At 56.1% G+C, this 17,655-nt stretch carries 15 protein-coding genes and 1 pseudogene; 13 read left to right on the top strand and 3 right to left on the bottom strand.

Translation table 11 applies throughout. The annotated features are described in order from the left end of the window. Positions 1 to 164: 164 nt before the first annotated feature. From trxB to KXU80_RS11405, 6 genes are all read left to right on the top strand, one after another. Positions 165 to 1,115 carry a thioredoxin-disulfide reductase gene (gene trxB, locus KXU80_RS11430; protein WP_219838293.1) on the top strand — a complete coding sequence of 317 codons (951 nt, stop codon included), beginning with the start codon at positions 165 to 167 and terminating at the stop codon, positions 1,113 to 1,115. Positions 1,116 to 1,156: 41 nt separating this feature from the next. Beyond that, positions 1,157 to 1,405, top strand: a complete 249-nt coding sequence (locus KXU80_RS11425) for a glutaredoxin family protein (protein ID WP_219838292.1) — start codon at positions 1,157 to 1,159, stop codon at positions 1,403 to 1,405. Between the two features lie 55 nt (positions 1,406 to 1,460). Beyond that, positions 1,461 to 2,021, top strand: a complete 561-nt coding sequence (locus KXU80_RS11420; protein WP_219838291.1) for a peroxiredoxin — start codon at positions 1,461 to 1,463, stop codon at positions 2,019 to 2,021. A gap of 229 nt (positions 2,022 to 2,250) precedes the next feature. Then, entirely contained in the window at positions 2,251 to 2,922 is a 672-nt protein-coding gene (locus KXU80_RS11415; protein ID WP_219838290.1) for a sulfite oxidase-like oxidoreductase, read from the top strand. A gap of 81 nt (positions 2,923 to 3,003) precedes the next feature. Further along, the gene (locus KXU80_RS11410) at positions 3,004 to 4,074 is read left to right on the top strand and encodes a Gfo/Idh/MocA family protein (RefSeq protein ID WP_219838289.1); all 1,071 of its coding nucleotides are present in this window, start codon (positions 3,004 to 3,006) and stop codon (positions 4,072 to 4,074) included. A gap of 95 nt (positions 4,075 to 4,169) precedes the next feature. Next, positions 4,170 to 4,625 (top strand): DinB family protein, encoded by a 456-nt coding sequence (locus KXU80_RS11405; RefSeq protein WP_219838288.1) that lies wholly within the window; start codon positions 4,170 to 4,172, stop codon positions 4,623 to 4,625. Positions 4,626 to 4,722: 97 nt separating this feature from the next. Here the strand turns inward: KXU80_RS11405 and KXU80_RS11400 are convergent, their stop codons facing one another. Beyond that, positions 4,723 to 6,222 carry an MDR family MFS transporter gene (locus KXU80_RS11400; RefSeq protein WP_219838287.1) on the bottom strand — a complete coding sequence of 500 codons (1,500 nt, stop codon included), beginning with the start codon at positions 6,220 to 6,222 and terminating at the stop codon, positions 4,723 to 4,725. 19 nt (positions 6,223 to 6,241) lie between these two features. Then, a complete protein-coding gene (locus KXU80_RS11395; protein WP_219838286.1) occupies positions 6,242 to 6,841 on the bottom strand; it encodes a TetR/AcrR family transcriptional regulator in 600 nt (199 codons plus the stop codon). Positions 6,842 to 7,224: 383 nt separating this feature from the next. Between KXU80_RS11395 and KXU80_RS11390 the strand changes: the two are divergent. Both KXU80_RS11390 and KXU80_RS11385 read left to right on the top strand, forming a co-directional pair. Next, positions 7,225 to 7,788 (top strand): annotated as a pseudogene (locus tag KXU80_RS11390) (FAD-dependent oxidoreductase). Positions 7,789 to 7,967: 179 nt separating this feature from the next. Beyond that, positions 7,968 to 9,449, top strand: a complete 1,482-nt coding sequence (locus KXU80_RS11385) for a glycoside hydrolase family 32 protein (RefSeq protein WP_219838285.1) — start codon at positions 7,968 to 7,970, stop codon at positions 9,447 to 9,449. Between the two features lie 16 nt (positions 9,450 to 9,465). Here KXU80_RS11385 and KXU80_RS11380 read toward each other — a convergent pair whose 3' ends face one another. After that, positions 9,466 to 9,741 (bottom strand): hypothetical protein, encoded by a 276-nt coding sequence (locus tag KXU80_RS11380; protein WP_219838284.1) that lies wholly within the window; start codon positions 9,739 to 9,741, stop codon positions 9,466 to 9,468. 447 nt (positions 9,742 to 10,188) lie between these two features. On the opposite strand from KXU80_RS11380, the gene KXU80_RS11375 reads away from it, so the two are divergent. The 5 genes from KXU80_RS11375 to KXU80_RS11355 all read left to right on the top strand — a co-directional run bounded on the left by KXU80_RS11375 (position 10,189) and on the right by KXU80_RS11355 (position 17,637). Continuing rightward, complete coding sequence (locus KXU80_RS11375; protein WP_219838283.1) at positions 10,189 to 11,706, top strand: WG repeat-containing protein; 1,518 nt, start codon at positions 10,189 to 10,191, stop codon at positions 11,704 to 11,706. Positions 11,707 to 11,963: 257 nt separating this feature from the next. Then, positions 11,964 to 13,766, top strand: a complete 1,803-nt coding sequence (locus tag KXU80_RS11370; protein WP_219838282.1) for a cache domain-containing sensor histidine kinase — start codon at positions 11,964 to 11,966, stop codon at positions 13,764 to 13,766. Between the two features lies 1 nt (position 13,767). Further along, positions 13,768 to 14,820, top strand: a complete 1,053-nt coding sequence (locus KXU80_RS11365) for a response regulator transcription factor (RefSeq protein WP_219838281.1) — start codon at positions 13,768 to 13,770, stop codon at positions 14,818 to 14,820. A 127-nt stretch (positions 14,821 to 14,947) separates the two neighbouring features. Continuing rightward, a complete protein-coding gene (locus KXU80_RS11360) occupies positions 14,948 to 16,654 on the top strand; it encodes a type 2 periplasmic-binding domain-containing protein (RefSeq protein WP_219838280.1) in 1,707 nt (568 codons plus the stop codon). Positions 16,655 to 16,731: 77 nt separating this feature from the next. Further along, on the top strand, positions 16,732 to 17,637 hold the full coding sequence (locus KXU80_RS11355; protein WP_258171356.1) for an ABC transporter permease: 906 nt from the start codon (positions 16,732 to 16,734) through the stop codon (positions 17,635 to 17,637). Positions 17,638 to 17,655 lie beyond the last annotated feature (18 nt).

Below are 17,655 nucleotides of genomic sequence, written 5' to 3'. Positions count from 1 at the left end.
GCTGCAATATAATGCGCTTCATCAGATCTTCATCTTCTCTTCATCATACATTCATGATCTCTTCATCATACCTTCATGCAGGTCTTTCGCATGGATGGTATGATTTTTTTGTAGCAAATATTTAAACTAAATCTAAATATAAAATGAAGCTGGAGGAACAAAATATGCGTAAAACAATCATTATCGGAACAGGCCCAGCTGGGCTGACTGCCGCGATTTATCTAGCAAGAGCGAACTTGAATCCGCTCGTGATCGAAGGACCCGAGCCGGGCGGTCAGCTGACCACGACTACGGAAGTCGAAAACTTTCCCGGTTTCCCGGACGGCATCCTCGGTCCGGAGCTGATGGACAATATGCGTAAGCAAGCCGAACGCTTCGGAGCCGAATTCAAGACGGGGTGGGTGAACGAGGTCGATATGTCCAAGCGGCCGTTCACGCTTAAAGTCGAAGGAATGGGCGAACTGCAAGCCGAGACGTTGATAATCTCAACCGGCGCTTCGGCGAAGTACTTAGGCATTCCAGGCGAACGCGAGAATGTCGGCCGGGGCGTAAGCACCTGCGCCACTTGCGACGGGTTCTTCTACCGCGGCAAGAAAATCATCGTCGTCGGCGGCGGAGACTCGGCGATGGAGGAAGCGGGCTTCCTGACACGCTTCGCTTCGGAGGTTGTCATCGTCAACCGCCGCAGCGAGCTTCGGGCTTCGAAGATCATGCAGGACCGTGCACGCGGTAACGCCAAGATCAGCTGGGCGCTCGGCCGTACGCCGCTTGAAGTGGTTGCGGACGAAGCCGGCGTGAAGGGTCTAAAGGTATTGAACAATGAGACCGGCGAAGAAGAACTGCTCGAGACACAAGGCATATTCGTAGCGATCGGCCATACGCCGAATACGAAGTTTCTCGGCGGTCAATTGACGACGGACGATCACGGTTATCTGGCCGTCATTCCCGGCACGACTGAGACGAATATCCCCGGCGTATTCGCCTGCGGCGACGTACAGGACAACCGGTATCGCCAAGCGATCAGCGCAGCCGGAACCGGCTGCATGGCCGCACTTGATTGCGAGCGATTCCTGGAGTCTGCCGAAGTTATTTCCGCCGAAGCGTCAGCGGTTTGATTCCCTGCCTAACCATTATCTATCGAAGGAGGAGAAGTACCATGTCGAATACGGATCCCGTTATTATTTACACCAGCACGCACTGTAATTATTGCAAGCAGGTGAAGTCGTTTCTGAGCGAGAACGGCGTCGAATACGAGGAACGCAACATTGACCTTGAAGAGAAGTATGCCGAGGAGCTGTGGAATACGGGGATGCGGTCCGTCCCCGTAACTGTAATCGGTAAGACCAACATTCTAGGCTTTAACCGTACGCAGCTGACACGCGCCGTTGCTGAACGCCAAGCGTAGCCCCACTACCCAAGCCAAACCAACTCAAATACCCAATCAGGAGGTTTTACCAACAATGAATAATGCTTTAACAACCGTCTATCCTTTCGCCAAAGTAGGTATGCCCGCACCGGAATTTACACTGCCGTCCACGAAGAACCTGGAAACCCTAGAAGAAACGGTCTCGCTTGCGGATTACCGCGGCAAGTGGCTGGTATTGTTCTTCTGGCCGTATGACTTCACCTTTGTCTGCCCGACCGAGATCGTCGGCTTCAGCGACAGCTACGAGCAATTCAAGAACCTCGACTGCGAGATTGTCGGCGCTTCCGTCGACAGCGTATATACGCATCGCGCATGGATTGAAACGCCGGTTGACCGCAACGGGATCGGCGCTATCCGCTTCCCGATCGCTTCCGATTTCACGAAGGAGACCGCGCACGCCTACGGTATTTTGGACGAGTCAGGCGCTGCCCACCGCGGCCTGTTCATTATCGACCCGGAAGGGATTCTGCGCTATCAAGTGGTTACGGACATGAACGTCGGCCGGAGCGTCGAAGAGACGATGCGCGTGCTCCAAGCGCTTCAATCCGGCGGCCTGTGCCCGGTCAACTGGAAGCCCGGCGATAAGACGCTTTAATTAAATCGACCGTACAGCGAACTTTTGAGGCTGCCCAGCACATACAGCGAGAAGAATTCCGCCTTGCGAGGCGGGGGGCTTCTCGCTTTCTGCGTTTACGCGCTGATCGCTCGTACCTTCAGGGATGCTCTGCCGGCGATAACGGTGAAGGCGATTTCTTTTTGACAAGCTCCTTGCCTGTGTACTAGGATAGAAATAAAATGCGCAGCAAACATAGGAGCCCTTAGATATGCATAATAAAGCAGAGCGATTGAAAAATGCGAAGGCGGTCGCATCCAATTCCAATTCGGAATGGCAGGATCGTATTCCGGCCGGCCAAACGATGACCGAGAAATTCCCCATTCTCCACGAGGGGGAAGTGCCCGTTTACGATCTGAACGATTGGACGCTGACGATCTGCGGCGAAGTGGAGGAAGAACGCACGTTTACCTATGATGACATTCTGGCCCTCCCCGTGACGAAGACGCAGTCGGACATTCACTGCGTGACGCGGTGGACCAAGCTGGATACGGAGTGGGAGGGCGTGCTGTTCCGGGACCTGCTTGCCTTGATTAACGTCAAACCCGGCGCGAAGTACGTCATGTTTCACGCGGATCCCGACTATGAGACGAATGTACCTTTGTCCGACTTGCTCATGGACGACGTCATGCTGGCCTACCGCTATGCGGGAGAGCAGCTGACGGCGAAGCACGGCTGGCCGCTGCGGACGCTCGTCCCGCACCGGTACTTCTGGAAGAGCGCCAAATGGGTGCGCCGAATCGAATTCATGACCGAGGACCGGCCAGGCTTCTGGGAGCGCAACGGGTTCCACAACGAAGCGGATCCATTCGCCGAGCAGCGGTTCTCCGAAGAAGGCATGCATATGCCGGAAGACGAGTGGACGAAGAAGGATTTTGATTAAGCGTACAGGAGAAGACCGGTTGAATTTATTCAACGGGTCTTTTTATGCATAATTATAGAACGCGAAGAGGAGTCTGATGATATGGGGAAAATAACATTCGGCATCATCGGGCACGGCTGGCGAGCGGATTTCTATCTGCGCATTGCGCAGGAGCTGCCGGAGCGGTTCGAAGTGAGCCGCATGCTGGTGCGCCGCGAAGAGACGGCAGACGAGCTTCGTGGGCGTTGGGGCGTTGAAACCTTTCACGATCTGGATACGTTTCTCGCGGATGGAAAGCTTGACTTCGTCGTCGTATCCGTGCCGTGGGAAAGCTGCCCGGTCTACATCGAAGCGCTGACGCAGCGCGGCGTGCCGGTTCTGGCGGAGACGCCGCCGGCCCCGGATCTGGCCGGCTTGACGAAGCTGTATCAAGCCGTCGGCGGCAAGGCGAAGGTGCAGGTGGCCGAGCAGCTGCTGTTTCAGCCCATGCATGCGGCGCGGATTACGCTCGCGCGGTCAGGTAAGCTGGGACTGATTACGCAGGCGCAGGTATCTGCTGCCCACGGCTATCACGGCATCAGCCTGATGCGTCACCTGCTGGACGTAGCCTTCGAGGAAGCGGTCATTACGGGACAACGATTTGTTTCCCCGATCGTGCAGGGGCCGGGCAGGAACGGTCCGCCGAAGGAGGAAATCGTCAAGGAATCGGCGCAGGATATCGTGACGTTCCGATTCGGGGACAAGCTGGGCTTGCTGGACTTCACCGGCGATCAATATTTCTCGTTCATCCGCCGGGAGCGGGTGCTCGTGCGGGGAAGCCGCGGCGAAGTATCGAACGACGAAGCGGCATGGCTGGCGGATTTCCAAACGCCATTGCTCGCGAAGCTGCGGCGGGTCGACAACGGATTCGAAGGCAACACGCTTGGCTTCACCTACGGCGGGATTTTGCTCGGGTCCGAATGGCTGTACCGTAACCCGTTCGTTCCCGCGCGGCTGTCTGACGACGAGATCGCTATCGCGACTTCGCTTGTCAAGATGGGTGAATACGTGCAGGGGGGACCGTCATTCTACAGCTTGGCGGAAGCGTCGCAGGATCACTACTTAAATCTGCTGATGCAGCAGTCGATAGCAGAAGGCACGGCAGTCGTATCCGGAAAGCAAGCCTGGCATTAAGACGCCTGCCCGCATAGGCGGCTTGAATCGGGGAACGCTGAATCAAGAAGGAGAGCGCGTATAGCAGATCTGAACGATAAGGAGGCGGCACCGGTATGGAAACCGTTCGGAAGCTGCTCGATCATATGTATAGGTCAGATGAAGGTATGCTGGAAGCCTTGCGAGCCGGCGGCGGCACGAATGCCGAGGCGATCAGGCTGTACGCGCATGTGCTGCGCGGTGAACAAGTCTGGATGGTGCGGCTGAAGGGACAGTCCATCGAGCAGCTGGAGATCTGGCCGGAAGACAATCTCGACGACTGCGCCAAGGCGGCGAAGGCGAACCGGGCGGCCTATACAGCTTACTTCGACGCGCTGTCACCGGAGCGGCTGGACGAGATGGTCATTTACGGCTACCCCGGCCGACCCTATCAAGCGTCGATCCGGGACATACTGACGCATGTCGCGATGCACGGCCAATATCATCGCGGTCAAATCAACGCGAAGATTCGCGCGGTCGGCGGCGAGCCTGTCAGCGTCGATTATATTAAATTGTTCAGATCCGTTCTGTAAATGCAAAGAACCCTCGGCATTAACATTAGCCGAGGGTTCTTTGCATCTTGGGGTCCAGCAGCTCGCCCGAGCGAGCGAATCGCTTGCATGCTATTCTTTAGTGTCCCATCATCATCGATGCATCCGGTGCATCCGATGCATCGCCGGACGACTTGACTTCCGCTTGCTGCTTCGGCTTGCGCAGAATCAGCGACAGCGCCACGCCGACCGTTGCGATGCAGGCGGACAAGAAGAACGTATCGCCGTAGCCGGCGACGACGGCGGTCAGCGGAATCGCGTCTTTTGCCGCTCCGGCCGCATGGGCGGAGATTTGCGAGGTCAGGTAGCCCGTCAGACCTGCTACCGCAAAGGAAACGACAACCTGTTGAGCGGCCGTCGTGAGCGGCGTTACGCGGCCGACCAAGTGACGCGGCGCCGAGTTCAAGACGTGGGTGTTAAGCGGCATCATGGAGAAGCCCATGCCGAGTCCCATCAGGCTGACGCAGACGATAATGACCCACAGGCTCGTATCGGTTGAGACGCCGGACAGCATGAACATTGCGGCCGCGACGACGGCGAGGCCGATGAAAGCGAGCGGTCTCGCACCGATTTTGTCGAACAAGCGTCCGCTGATCGGCATCCCGATGCCGGCACAGAGCGCCTGCGGCATGATAATCCAGCCGGTTTCAAGCGCGGAGTAATGCTTGACGCCCTGCAAGTACAGCGGCACGATCAGCATGGTGCCGAACAAGGAAAGCTGTACGATCCACACAAGAATAATGCTTCGCGTAAAGTCGGAGGATTTGAACACCTTCAGCTCCAGCAGCGGATACTTCTGTCTCAGCTCGACGAAGATGAACGAGAGCAGCGCGATGCCGCCGACCGTAAGGCCCGTGATCGCCGATGCCGACGACCAGCTCGTGCCGCCTTCGCTTACGCCGTAGGCCAGCATGGAGAAGGCGATCGGCGCGAGGCACATCCCGATGACGTCGAGATGAGGCGCTTTTTGCCGGTTGGACTTGGGCAAATATTTAACGCCGAGAATGAAAGCAATGATGCCGATTGGCAAATTGATGATAAAGATCCAGTGCCAGCTGACGGATTCTACGAGCCAGCCGGACAAAATCGGGCCGAAGGCCGGTGCCATCAGCATCGGTATGCCGAGTATGCCCATTATAGAACCGCGGCGTTCTTGAGGCGCGAGCCTGAAAACCATGGCCATCCCGATCGGCGATACCATCCCGCCGCCGAGACCTTGAAGAATACGGAAGATGACCAGCTGTTCCGGCGTTTGCGCGATGCCGCAAAGGAGGGAGCCGATCGTAAACAGCGTAATCGTGGTCAAGAAAATTTGCTTGGAACCGAATTTATCCGTCAGCCAACCCGCGAGCGGGATAACGGCGGAAAGGGCCAATGTATAGCCGGTTACCGTCCATTGAATGGTTTTTAGGTCGGTATCGAAATACTCGACCAGCTTGGGAATCGCATTATTGACGACCGTGCTGTCCAAAATAACCATGATCATGCCGACGACAATGGCCATGAGCGGCGGCATAATGGCTTTCAGCGAGAAGTTGTCGTCGCCGGCAGCGGGTTTCGTTTGTGTTCGGGCTGACATGTTGAGGCCTGCTTTCTGCTCATCGAGCGGTAAATTTGTGGAAGTAAAGCTCCAAGAAGAGATCGATCTGCTCTTCGACGGAGGCCGTCACATGGAATTGCTTATCCTTGTGCGCCCCGTTCTTCTCGGCAAAGCTAGCCTTGATAATCGGCGAGAGAATAGCTGCGAAGATCTGCTGGATCATGAGCAGCACTCTTTCCCGTTCGGCCGGGCCGATCATTTCGGTAATCGCGGCGCTTAGCTTCTCAATGCCTTGGCTCTTGAGAAACTCGACGTACTCGGTCTGCGACTCGAAGAGCTGCTCCTGCCCAAGCACCCGCTTGATTAGCTCGGGATGCGCTTGAATCGACGAGGTGTAGTTCATTAGAAAATTCTTCAGTCTGACAAGAGGCGGCAGGTCCATTTCGTCGAAAACGGAGAAGGCTTCCTGGAACGATTGCAGCTGGATTTTGAGTGTTTCGCTGATCAGCCGTTCCTTCGAGCCGAAGTAGTAATTGATCAACGCGACGTTGGTGCCCGCAAGCGCGGCGATCTTACGAATGGTGACGTGCTCGATGCCCTCGGATTTGATCAGTTCCAGGGAGGCGGCGAGAATTTTTTCTTTCGTCGAGGGAATCACTCCGATCCAAAAGGGTAGACGAAGGGTTAAACGATGTTTTAAACAGTGTTTAATATATCGCGTCATGACTTCCCTGTCAATTGCCAAACGGCGTTCCGCGGGGAAAAAGATGATGAAAGCCTTATCATGCTTCGATTCATGAAAAAACAAACTAGAACGGCTTCAAGTTTGTCGGCGAATGGTATGTTTATTCTCCCTAGCAACCGCGTGAAGTTAGACGGCAGCCAGAGCATTGCCAGTCCACTATTGACCTGATTGCAAGCGTAGATATGGCTTTGAAACCCTTGCCAAATCAAGGTATGATAGACGCAAGGGATTAGCTGCCATTCGGGAGAGATCCCGGCAGCCCCGGCTTTGCAACTTTCATTGCGGGAGGAATTCATATGGCTGAAATTGCAATTATCGGTGCAGGACCGGCTGGAGGCAGCGCGGCACTGTTCACGGCCAAGGCAGGGAAAAGCACGCTGCTGATCGACAGCAACCAGAGCGTGACACGGAAAGCATGGATCGAGAACTATTACGGCATCCTGGAGACGACGGGACCGGATCTCGTCGATATTGGCATTGGGCAAGCCAAGAAATTCGGCGCCGAAGTGGTGCAGGCGAAAGTCACCGAGATTCAGAAGACGGATGAGGGCTTCACCATCCTTACAGAGTCCGGCGACGCCTAAACGGCTGGCGTCGTCATTGTGGCCTCTGGCCTATTCCTCGATTTCGCCGAGAAATCAGGCCTGCAGACGAAGCCGGGTACGGAGCCGCGGATCAAAACCATCCTCGACACGGATGCTGCCGGCCGTACGAACGTGGCGGGCATCTGGGCCGCGGGTACTTGCGCAGGCGTAAGCATGCATGTGGTCATCACGGCCGGTGACGGCGCGAAAGTGGCGATCAACGTCATCAGCGAGCTGAACGGGGCACGTTATGTGGATCACGATATTTTGAAATAAGCCAAACGCTCTCCTTCCATCGGGTGAATCTCGCTCTTTGGAAGGAGAGTTTTTTTGTGCTTCGAAATGGAAGGAATAGCGGGGTGGAAGTGGAATCTATACGTGGAAACGGATTCATGCCTGTCTGGGCAACATGTAACAGAACATACTTAAGGGGATAACGGGAGGCTTCTATAAACATGGGAATGGAACAAAAGCTAATGCATAGTGATCGTATTCAGCTCGCGAATGAACAACTAAAGCAATCCTCGGCAGCCCAGCAGGAGGACAGGTACAGGCTGCGTTATCATTTGATGCCGCGCGCCGGCTGGATGAACGATCCCAATGGCCTTGTCTATTTCAATGGAGAATATCATGCATTCTACCAGCATGATCCCAGCCAGCCGTATAACGGGCCGATGCACTGGGGACATGCCAAGAGTGAGGATCTGGTCCGATGGGAGCATCTGCCGGTTGCGCTTGCGCCGTCGGAGCCCTTCGACCTGGGAGAATCGGGGTACGGCTGCTGGTCCGGCAGCGCGGTAGAGGATAACGGCCGATTGCTTCTGATCTATACGGGGCATGTGGACGGCAATTCGCCGGTCGAAGTGCAATGTCTCGCGGTAAGCAGCGACGGCGTCCGCTTCGAGAAGGCAGAGGCGCCCGTTATTTCGGCACCGCCGGAGGCGGGCTTGTCCGGGTTCCGCGATCCTAAAGTATGGAGGCACGGCGACAGCTGGTATATGGTAGTCGGCAGCGGCAAGGACGGCCGGGGCCAAGTATTCCTGTACCGATCTGCCGATCTGCGCAATTGGGCGTACATGGGCATCGCCGCGCAGAGCGACGGCACGATGGGCGATATGTGGGAATGCCCGGATATGTTCGCGCTCGGTGAGCAGCAGCATGTGCTCATCGTTTCTCCCATGAATATGGGAGCCGTGAAAACAATGTATTTGGCCGGGACGATGGATTACGAGAATGGGCAATTCAAGCCTGTCCGAGCCGAACGGCTTGATTACGGATTCGATTTCTATGCGCCGCAGACGCTGCTTGATTCGATGGGCAGGCGAATTCTGTTAGGCTGGATGAACATGTGGGGCGCGACCATGCCTGAGCAAGCGGATGGCTGGATGGGGGCAATGACGGTTCCGCGCGAGCTTAAGCTCACGGAGCAAGGGGAGTTGACCATGCAGCCGGTTGCTGAGCTGGCTCGGCTAAGAGGCAGACATACTGCATTGGAGCCTCAGCTGCTGGAGCGGGATACGATTCGGCCGCTGCCGGAGCTTCGGGCCGACGCGGTTGAACTCATAGCGGTATTCGAAGTGAGCGAGGCTCGCACCGAAGAGTTCGGTCTGCGTCTTCGCTGTTCAGAGGATGAGCGTCAGTATACGGAGGTCGCTTACCGGTCCGGCAGCGGACAGCTGCTCGTGGACCGGAATCAGGCGGGGCATGGCGACGGAGGCATCAGCGAGGTTATGATCGAGCCGATGGCGGATGGCAGATTGAAGCTGCATCTGCTGCTTGACCGTACTTCCGTCGAGCTGTTCGCGAACGACGGCCGAAGAACGATAACGAACCGGATCTATCCGGACCCGGACAGCCTCGGCATAAGTCTATTCTCGCGATATGGTGAGACGAAGTTGGTCGCGTTTGATGCGTGGATCTTGCAACCGATTTGGTAGAGAGCGACGATATTCATCATTTATGCGGTTTACGGCCTGCGCGGGAGGGTGATTTTTTCCCGCCGAGGCGTGTTCCAGATGCGCGCCCGCGCTTCTTTGTTCTTGACGCTGCTCGCGGCCGAGCCATAAGATTCACGCCGTTGCCCGGCGTATCCGTCTCGGCGTTGGTCTCCGCCTCGTCGGTATCGTCTTCGTCACCATCATCATCGAAGCTCGGGAAGGTATCGGCGTTGCCGAACAGAATCGTGCCCTTGTTGTTGACGATGATGCAGGTTCCGATCCAGCAGCACATACAATCATCAGCTTCCTCGTCATAGTCTAAGCAACTCTAGCTGCTATTCTATGATATGACTGCCCGGCAATGCCCGTATTGGCACATGTCCTGCAAGCCGGAAGAATCTCTAGAGAACCAATATGCGTGCCCCGTATTCCAAATGCTCCACCATGCGGCGCTTGGCTTCGTCCCCGTCGCCGGCAACGATAAGCTCGAAAATATAGACGTGGTTGCCAAACAATGTCGATTATTTCCGGGGAAATTTTAGACGGACTTACGCGTCTAGCCTTCATCAATTGACGATAAACAGAGTCGACCGGATTGCTCGTTGGCCGCAATTTCCGGCGGTTCTCTTTGTTTACCGGTTCGCACAGAAAAAATATGCAATCTCTGGAACATATTAGTAGGCGTTGTCGTCTATCCCTATAAGCAAGAGCATGATTCAAGAGAGGACGATGCTTACCTATGAACGGCTATCCAGCACGATTGTTAAGAAGAACCGGCTTAACCGCCGCGGCGGCCGTCATTGCGGCGGGCGCATGGCTCTTCGGCGGCGCAAGCGCGCATGCTAATGAGCTCAACGTCTATGACAAAGGGCAGCATCTGCTGTTTCCGGAAGGACCGATCCATCAGCATGGCGTGTGGATGATCCCGCTGCGCGTTGTCGCGGAGCGCCTCGGCTATTCCTTTACGAAGGTGACCGTGAACGAAGTGGAGCTGGCGGGTGGTTTTGGCAGCGTGACGCTGCATCCCGGACAGGCGACAATCGTGCTGAACGGAAGCGTCAAGCAAACGATAGCCGCGGAGCCTGAATTTATTCACGGCACGCTGTTCGTGCCGCTGGATTGTATCGGTATCCTAACCGATATCGGCTACACGGTCATCACAGGCTCGAACGGTAATCCGTCCGCGATTGAGCTCCGGCCGGGGGAGAAGGACGCGAAGACGATGCTGGAGGAGCAGTATTGGACCAGCGTGAACATCGGCTACGGCAAGACGGCTTACATAGACAGCAAGGGCGAGACGAGGCTGACGATGTCCAATCTCAGGTGGTCTGATTTCGGCTATGACGAGCTGACGCCGGTGTACAAGAACAACTTTGGACAGGGGTACGCGGATCGGACAGGGAAGATCGCCGTACCTGCAACGCATTACCGGCTGAGCGGTTTCAGCGAAGGGATGGCAGCGTATATGGACCTCGTCCCGGAAGGCGATTACGGGTACCGGGTCCGGTCCGGCTATGTGAACCGCGACGGTCAAATGCTTACAGACAAGGGAGCTCCAGCGCCAATCGTGTTCGATCGCGCCTACCCGTTCTCGGATGGGCTCGCCAAAGTCGTCAAAGGGAACAAAACCTTCTACATTGATCACAACGGACAAACCGCGATTCCGCCGATCAGCGGCAGCCTGCATACGCAATCGTTCTCGAACGGCCTGGCGGCCGTCGAAATGAGCGTCCGCGTCGACGGCAAGCTGACTGCGCGAACAGGCTTTATCGATACAAGAGGGAAGCTCGTCATTGCCCCGACATTGGTGTATTCGGACAGCTTTGCGGAGAACGGGCTCGCCTTGGCGGTGAAGGGCGGCAAGTGCGGCTATATCGACAAATCCGGCAAATGGGTTATTGCGCCGCAGTTCGACAGTGCGAATGCGTTCCGCGAGAACTTCGCCGTCGTCACTGCGAACACCGCTGGCGGCATCGTACTTTCGTTAATCAATGCCGCCGGAAACAAGGTTAAGCTGCCGCCGCACGGCTCGATGTACGGCGTGTCGCAGGGGCTGATCGCATACGAGTATAAAGGGCTGTGGGGGTATATGGATACGGCGGGCCGTATTGTCGTCGAGCCGCAATTCGAGAGCGCACGGGATTTTGAAGGCGGGCTGGCAAGCGTGCAGCTGAAGGAAGACGACGGAGGCCGTTCCCGCGAGGCGCTTATTAACCGAACGGGCAAGGTCGTGTGGAAGAGCGAATTCGTGAACTAACCGGGCAGCAGGCTCCTTGTCCTGCGCAGGATTTGAACGAGAGTAACGCGATAAGTAGATTAGGGAAGGAGCTGCTGCTCCTTCCCTTTTTCATTTGACGATAACGGAGAATACGAGTGCACTTTGCCATGGATTGTCGGATCGAATGCGATTGCCCCAGATGATTTTTCTGCGAAAAATCATAGCGCTTTCAATCGGAATCGGCTATATTGAATTCGACTTGCAAGCGTAAAGGATACGCACGGGGGGATCATGCTATGAAACGGCTGCGAAACATGTCGCTGCAAAAGAAAATTCTCGTCATGATGATATTTCTCTATATTCCGCTTCCGATTATCGGCTGGGTTTGGTACGAGAAGACGTATAACGTCATCGAGCGCAACGCCGTCGATTCCAGCATTCAAATGGTAAATCAGGTCAACACGCATCTCGAGACGTATTTCACCGAGGTGCAGCGAACGATGCTGCCGATGCTTGCGAGCGACTTGACGGGCGCTTTCCTGAATAATCAAGATGACGACCCCTATAAGCGGTACGAGCTGTCATACCGGATTGACAAGGAGCTGTTCTCGAACATTCTGATGAACCGCACGGATATTTACGGAATCTCGCTCATCTCGGACCGGATCAAGGCAACCTCCAGCTCCAGCTTTACGATGGCGGAGCAGCGATATACGTCTTATCTGGCCCGGCTGAAGGCTTCGGGGAAATTCCGGATCATGGGGCTTGAAGCGACGCCGAGCAATCAGGTCGTTGCCATGGCGATGAAATTCACGCCCCCGCAGAGCAACATGAAGGAAGGGATGCTGATCGTTGACATGAAGCGCGACGAGATGGTCCAAATCATACAGGACGTCCAGCTGGGGCGGACGGGCTTCGTCTGGGTCGCCGACGCGGAGAATCAGGTTATCTACCATCCGCAGAGCGAGGGGATGCCGAAGGTCGTTCCCGCCGATTATCTGCAAGAGATGGGAACGAAGCAAAGCGGCGCGTTCACCGTACGAACGGACGAAGGCCGGAAGCTGATCGTCTTCATCCGCTCCGACCGCACCGATCTGACGCTGATCTCCGAGGTGCTGCTCTCGGAGCTGAACCAGTCGATCGTGACCGTCAGCCGCATCTCGGTCGTGGTGCTGGTGCTGCTGTTTCTGCTCTCGATGCTGGCCGCGAGCGTCGTCGTCTATTCAATGACGAAGTCAATGGTGAAGCTGCTGCGGCTGATGAAGAGCGCCGAGATGGGCGACTTCAACGCCAAGGCGCCGGACGAAGGCGGTCAGGAAATCGGCAGTCTGTTCCGCGGTTTCAATAAGATGGTCGAGGAAATCAAACGGCTCGTCGAAATCGTGCACGTATCGGAGCTGCGCGAGAAGGAGCTTGAGGTAAAGCAGAAGGAATCGCTTCTGCATGCGATGCAGGCGCAGATCAATCCGCATTTTCTGTACAATACGCTTGAATTCATTAATTCCAATGCGATCGTGGAAGGCAATGACAAGATCAGCACGATGATCGGATCGCTCGGTGACATGTTCCGCTATAACGTGCAGCATCCGAGCGGGAACGTCTTCCTTGCCGACGAAATCCGGCATATCGAAGCGTACCTCTCGATTCAGGCCGAACGCTATCCTTCGTTCACGTACGCGGTCGAGGTCGACAGGGAACTGGCGGCTTCCGTACCGGCAGTTCGGTTCGCGCTGCAGCCGATCGTGGAGAACTGCTTCAAGCATGGGTATGACCGGCATAAGCTCCGCCCCGACCATATTCGGATTTCGGGCGGACGAGCGGACGGCAGGTTCGTGCTGGAAATTACCGATACGGGCAAAGGGATGCCGGGCGAGCGGTTGGCGCGCTACAATGCCGCTTTCGCGCGTGACGATGCGGAAGCGCCGAACGGATCGGAGCAAGGCGGGGACGGACCGCCGTCCATCGGCCTGCACAACGTGCATACCCGGCTGCGGATGATATTCGGCAAGCCGTACGGGCTTCATATCGCCCGTTCGGACGAGAGCGGGACGTCGGTTCTGATTGCGCTGCCGCTGCAAGTAGCGGAAGGGGAGGTTTAATATGATCAGCAACAATTATCGCATTTTGCTCGTTGACGACGAGCAGATGATTCATCGGAGCCTACGCAAAATTCTGACCGACGCGCATCCGGGCTTCGTCATTGCCGGCGAGGCGATGGACGGGCAGGAGGCGCTCGAGATCGCGGAGCGGGAGAGGCCCCATGCGATCATCACGGACATCAGCATGCCGGTCATGGGCGGGCTGGAGCTGATCCGCGCCGTTTACGAGAGGGGCTGGCGGCCGGAGATCGTCATTTTGTCCGGCTACGGGGAGTTCGATTACGCGCGGGAAGCGCTGCGGTACGGCGTCGCCGACTATATCCTGAAGCCGATGCGCGCCGCGGCCGTGAAGGAGCTGATGCTGGGGCTGTACGCGAAGCATCGGGAGCGTGCGGATGCTTCGCATGCGAAGAGCGAGCTGATGCTCAAGTGCCTGCATGCGGCCGATCGGCTCATGGAGCGGATCTGGATGGCGGACGAGCCCGGCGTTCTGGCGTTGGCCGAGGAGCTTGCCTCCACCGTGAGCAGCTTCGGCTTGCTGACGGAGGAGCAGAAGAAAGGCGCGCTGCTCGATACCGCCGCCGCGCTGCGGCATCAATCCGAGGAGCGCGGCACGCCGCTCGCCTTCGAGCTTGCCTGGCAGGAGCAGCTGGCCGACATGACGGCGCAGTTCGGCAGCATGCTTCTGCAGGCGATCGGCCATGTGCGAAGCAGCCGCAATTGGGGCAAGCTGACCGCGATGCAGGAGGCGGCGCTGGTCATTCAGGAGCGCTATGCCGATCCGGAATTCAAGCTCGAAGAGCTGCTGTCCAAGCTCCAGATGTCCGTCACGCATTTCTACAACCTGTTCAAGCAGGAAACGGGCAAATCGTTCATCGCTTACTTGATCGACTACCGGATCGAGCAGGCCAAGGCGCTGCTTGCGGAGCGCAGGGAGCTCAAAACCTACGAGGTCGGCGAGCGCGTCGGCTACCCGGACTACCCGCATTTTACGAAGGTATTCAAGAAGGTTTCCGGCGTCACGCCCAGCGAATACCGAAAGCTGTTCTTGTAGCGTATCAGTGATGAAAAAGACAATAACGTGAAGATATCTACATCCTCAATCTCGCGAATGTCCCCTAATATTAAGCATGTAAGCGTCACCAACAAGCGGAACACATATCAGTTAGGGGGATAACCAAATGAAGCTTCGCAAAAGCACGGCACTCGTGCTCGGCTCCGTACTGCTGACGGGCGGACTCTTGGCAGACTGCTCCAGCAGCGGCAATAATGCGTCCGACAAAAGTGGAAACAGCGGGACGAATACGGCGAACGAGCAGCAAGGTAAGACAGATACCGCTGCCGCGCCTAAGGTAAACGAATTCGGCTGGACCGTTCCGGACAAGACGATCACCGTCGACTATTTCACCGCGGACAAAGACAACCCGGACAAGGTCGCGAAGAAGTTCGCCGCTCTCCACGATTACTTCCTCAAAAACTTCAACGTCGACATCAAGAAGACCCAGTATGACGTTGACGGCAAAGAGAAGCTCAACCTGATGCTGGCGTCCAACGATTATCCCGGCGTCATCTCGGCGATCGACAGCGATACGATCGACAAATGGCGCACACAGGACAAGCTGGTGGACTTAGCGCCGCTCGTGGACAAATACGGGCCGAACATCAAGAAGGAGCTGGGGGCCAAATACAACTCGTACCTCGATAAGGACGGCAAGCTATGGGGCATTCCGAGAGGCTGGGGCTACCTGCCGATTCCCGATTACAGCGCGCATATCCGCTGGGACTGGTATCAGGAGATGGGTTCGCCGAAGATCGAGACGCCGGACGATTATTACAATGTACTGAAACAAATGGTTGCCGCGCATCCGAAGAGCGCGCAGGGCCAGAAGACGTACGCGATTTCGTGGAATGAGCAGGTCAGCGTAAACAATATTCTTGGCATCTGGGGTCTGAAGGACGGCTACAAGGAGGACGCGGACCACAACCTGACGCACTGGCTGAACACGTCCGAGGGGCTCGAAGCCGTGAAGTACTATAACCGCTTCTACCGTGAAGGGCTGATGGATCCGGACAGCTTCCTGAATAAATACGACGATTGGAAGCTGAAGTTCTCGAACGAGCAGATCATTGGCCATATCGGGCCGTGGTGGCAGTCCTGGAATGCCGGTCACGAGGTGTGGAAGACGACGATGAAGGGCTGGACGGACAACCAGCGCTATGTCCAAATCGCCTTGAAAGCGCCGAACGCGGAGACGGCCTACTTGTCGCCGAAAGATACGACGGGCTGGAACTACACCGTCATTACGGATAAGGAAGCGCATCCGGAGGATATCATTAAATTCCTGGATTTCGAAATATCGCCGATGGGCACGCGCCTTACCGGCTGGGGCATTCCGAACTTGCCGGATTCGCTCTGGACCTTGGGAACAGGCGGCAAATGGTCCTTCGTCGAAGCGCAGAAGCAGAAGCTGTTCGCGGGCACGTTCGACTACGACAAGGCTGACGAGGTAACAGGCCAGAACCAGCTGTGGCTGGACCACCCGCAGGGCTTGATGAGCGACGACAACAAGAGCACTGCCTGGTACGACCAGAACTTCAATGACGAAGACAAATGGAAAGCGCTCATGAACGCGAATCTCATGGATACGATCTATGACAACACGGCAAGACGCATCGTGTTCACGGCGGACAACCCGCTGACAATCGTCAACCAGCAAATCGAGGACCTCATCAAGACGGGCTTCGCGAAGGCGGTTATGAGCAAGACGGAGGAAGCCGCCGTGCAGGCGTTTAACGATATGCGCGACAAGGCGCTGAAGCTGGGCTTGAAGGACATCGAGACATTCCGCACGGGGGCGTATAAAGACAATTTGGCGAAATTGAAATAGGCGGCGGGCGGGGGATCGTTCCTGATGTGGACGGTCCCCCGATCGATTCAAGCCGACTGGAATTGGAGGCTGACGCAATGGCTGCATATTGGAAAAGAATGCGGCGCGAACGGCAAATCTGGCTGCTATGTCTGCCGATGATTGCCTGGGTGCTTATTTTCTCGTACTACCCGATGTACGGACTGTTGATCTCTTTTCAAAATTACAGCCCTGGACAATCCATGTTCTCGCACTGGATCGGATTCGATCATTTCGTTCGTTTCTTCCATGAGCCGGACTTTCTGCAAATCATGCGCAATACGCTCGTCATCAGCTTCTTAAATCTGCTGGTAGGCTTTCCGGCGCCGATCATCCTGGCTCTGCTGCTTCATGAAGTGAAGGGGCGCGTATTCAAGAAGACCATTCAATCGCTGTCGTACATTCCCTACTTTATTTCATGGGTGGTTGTCGCCAACATCCTCATTACGCTGCTGGGAAGCGACGGGATTCTGAACGATATATTGATGCGGCTTGGGTTTATCGATGCACCGCTGGAATTCTTGACGAACGGTAACTATTTCTGGGGCATTCTGGTCAGCAGCAACGTGTGGAAGGACATGGGCTTCTCCGCCATTATTTATTTGTCGGCGATTGCCGGCATCGACAAAGAGCAGTACGAGGCAGGCCGCGTGGACGGACTTGGCCGATTCGGGCTCATCCGCCATATTACGCTGCCGGGTATTCGCGGGACGGCCGTGCTCCTGCTCATTCTAGCGATCGGCGGCGTGCTGAATGCCGGATTCGAGCAGCAGCTATTGATCGGCAACCCGCTCACGCAGGATCATTACGAGGTGATCGATACCTACGTGTACCGCTTCGGCGTTCAGCTCGGCAACTATTCGTACGGAACGGCGGTCGGACTCATGAAGAGCTTTATCGGTCTGGTGCTCGTGTATATCGCGAATCGCTTGTCCAAACGCTATATGCAATCATCCATTTTCTAAGAGAAGGGGAGGGACTAC

This window comes from Paenibacillus sp. R14(2021) (assembly GCF_019431355.1).
Classification (GTDB): domain Bacteria; phylum Bacillota; class Bacilli; order Paenibacillales; family Paenibacillaceae; genus Paenibacillus_Z.
Note: the sequence above shows the minus strand (reverse complement) of the source record. Positions and strands in the feature narration are given on the sequence as shown.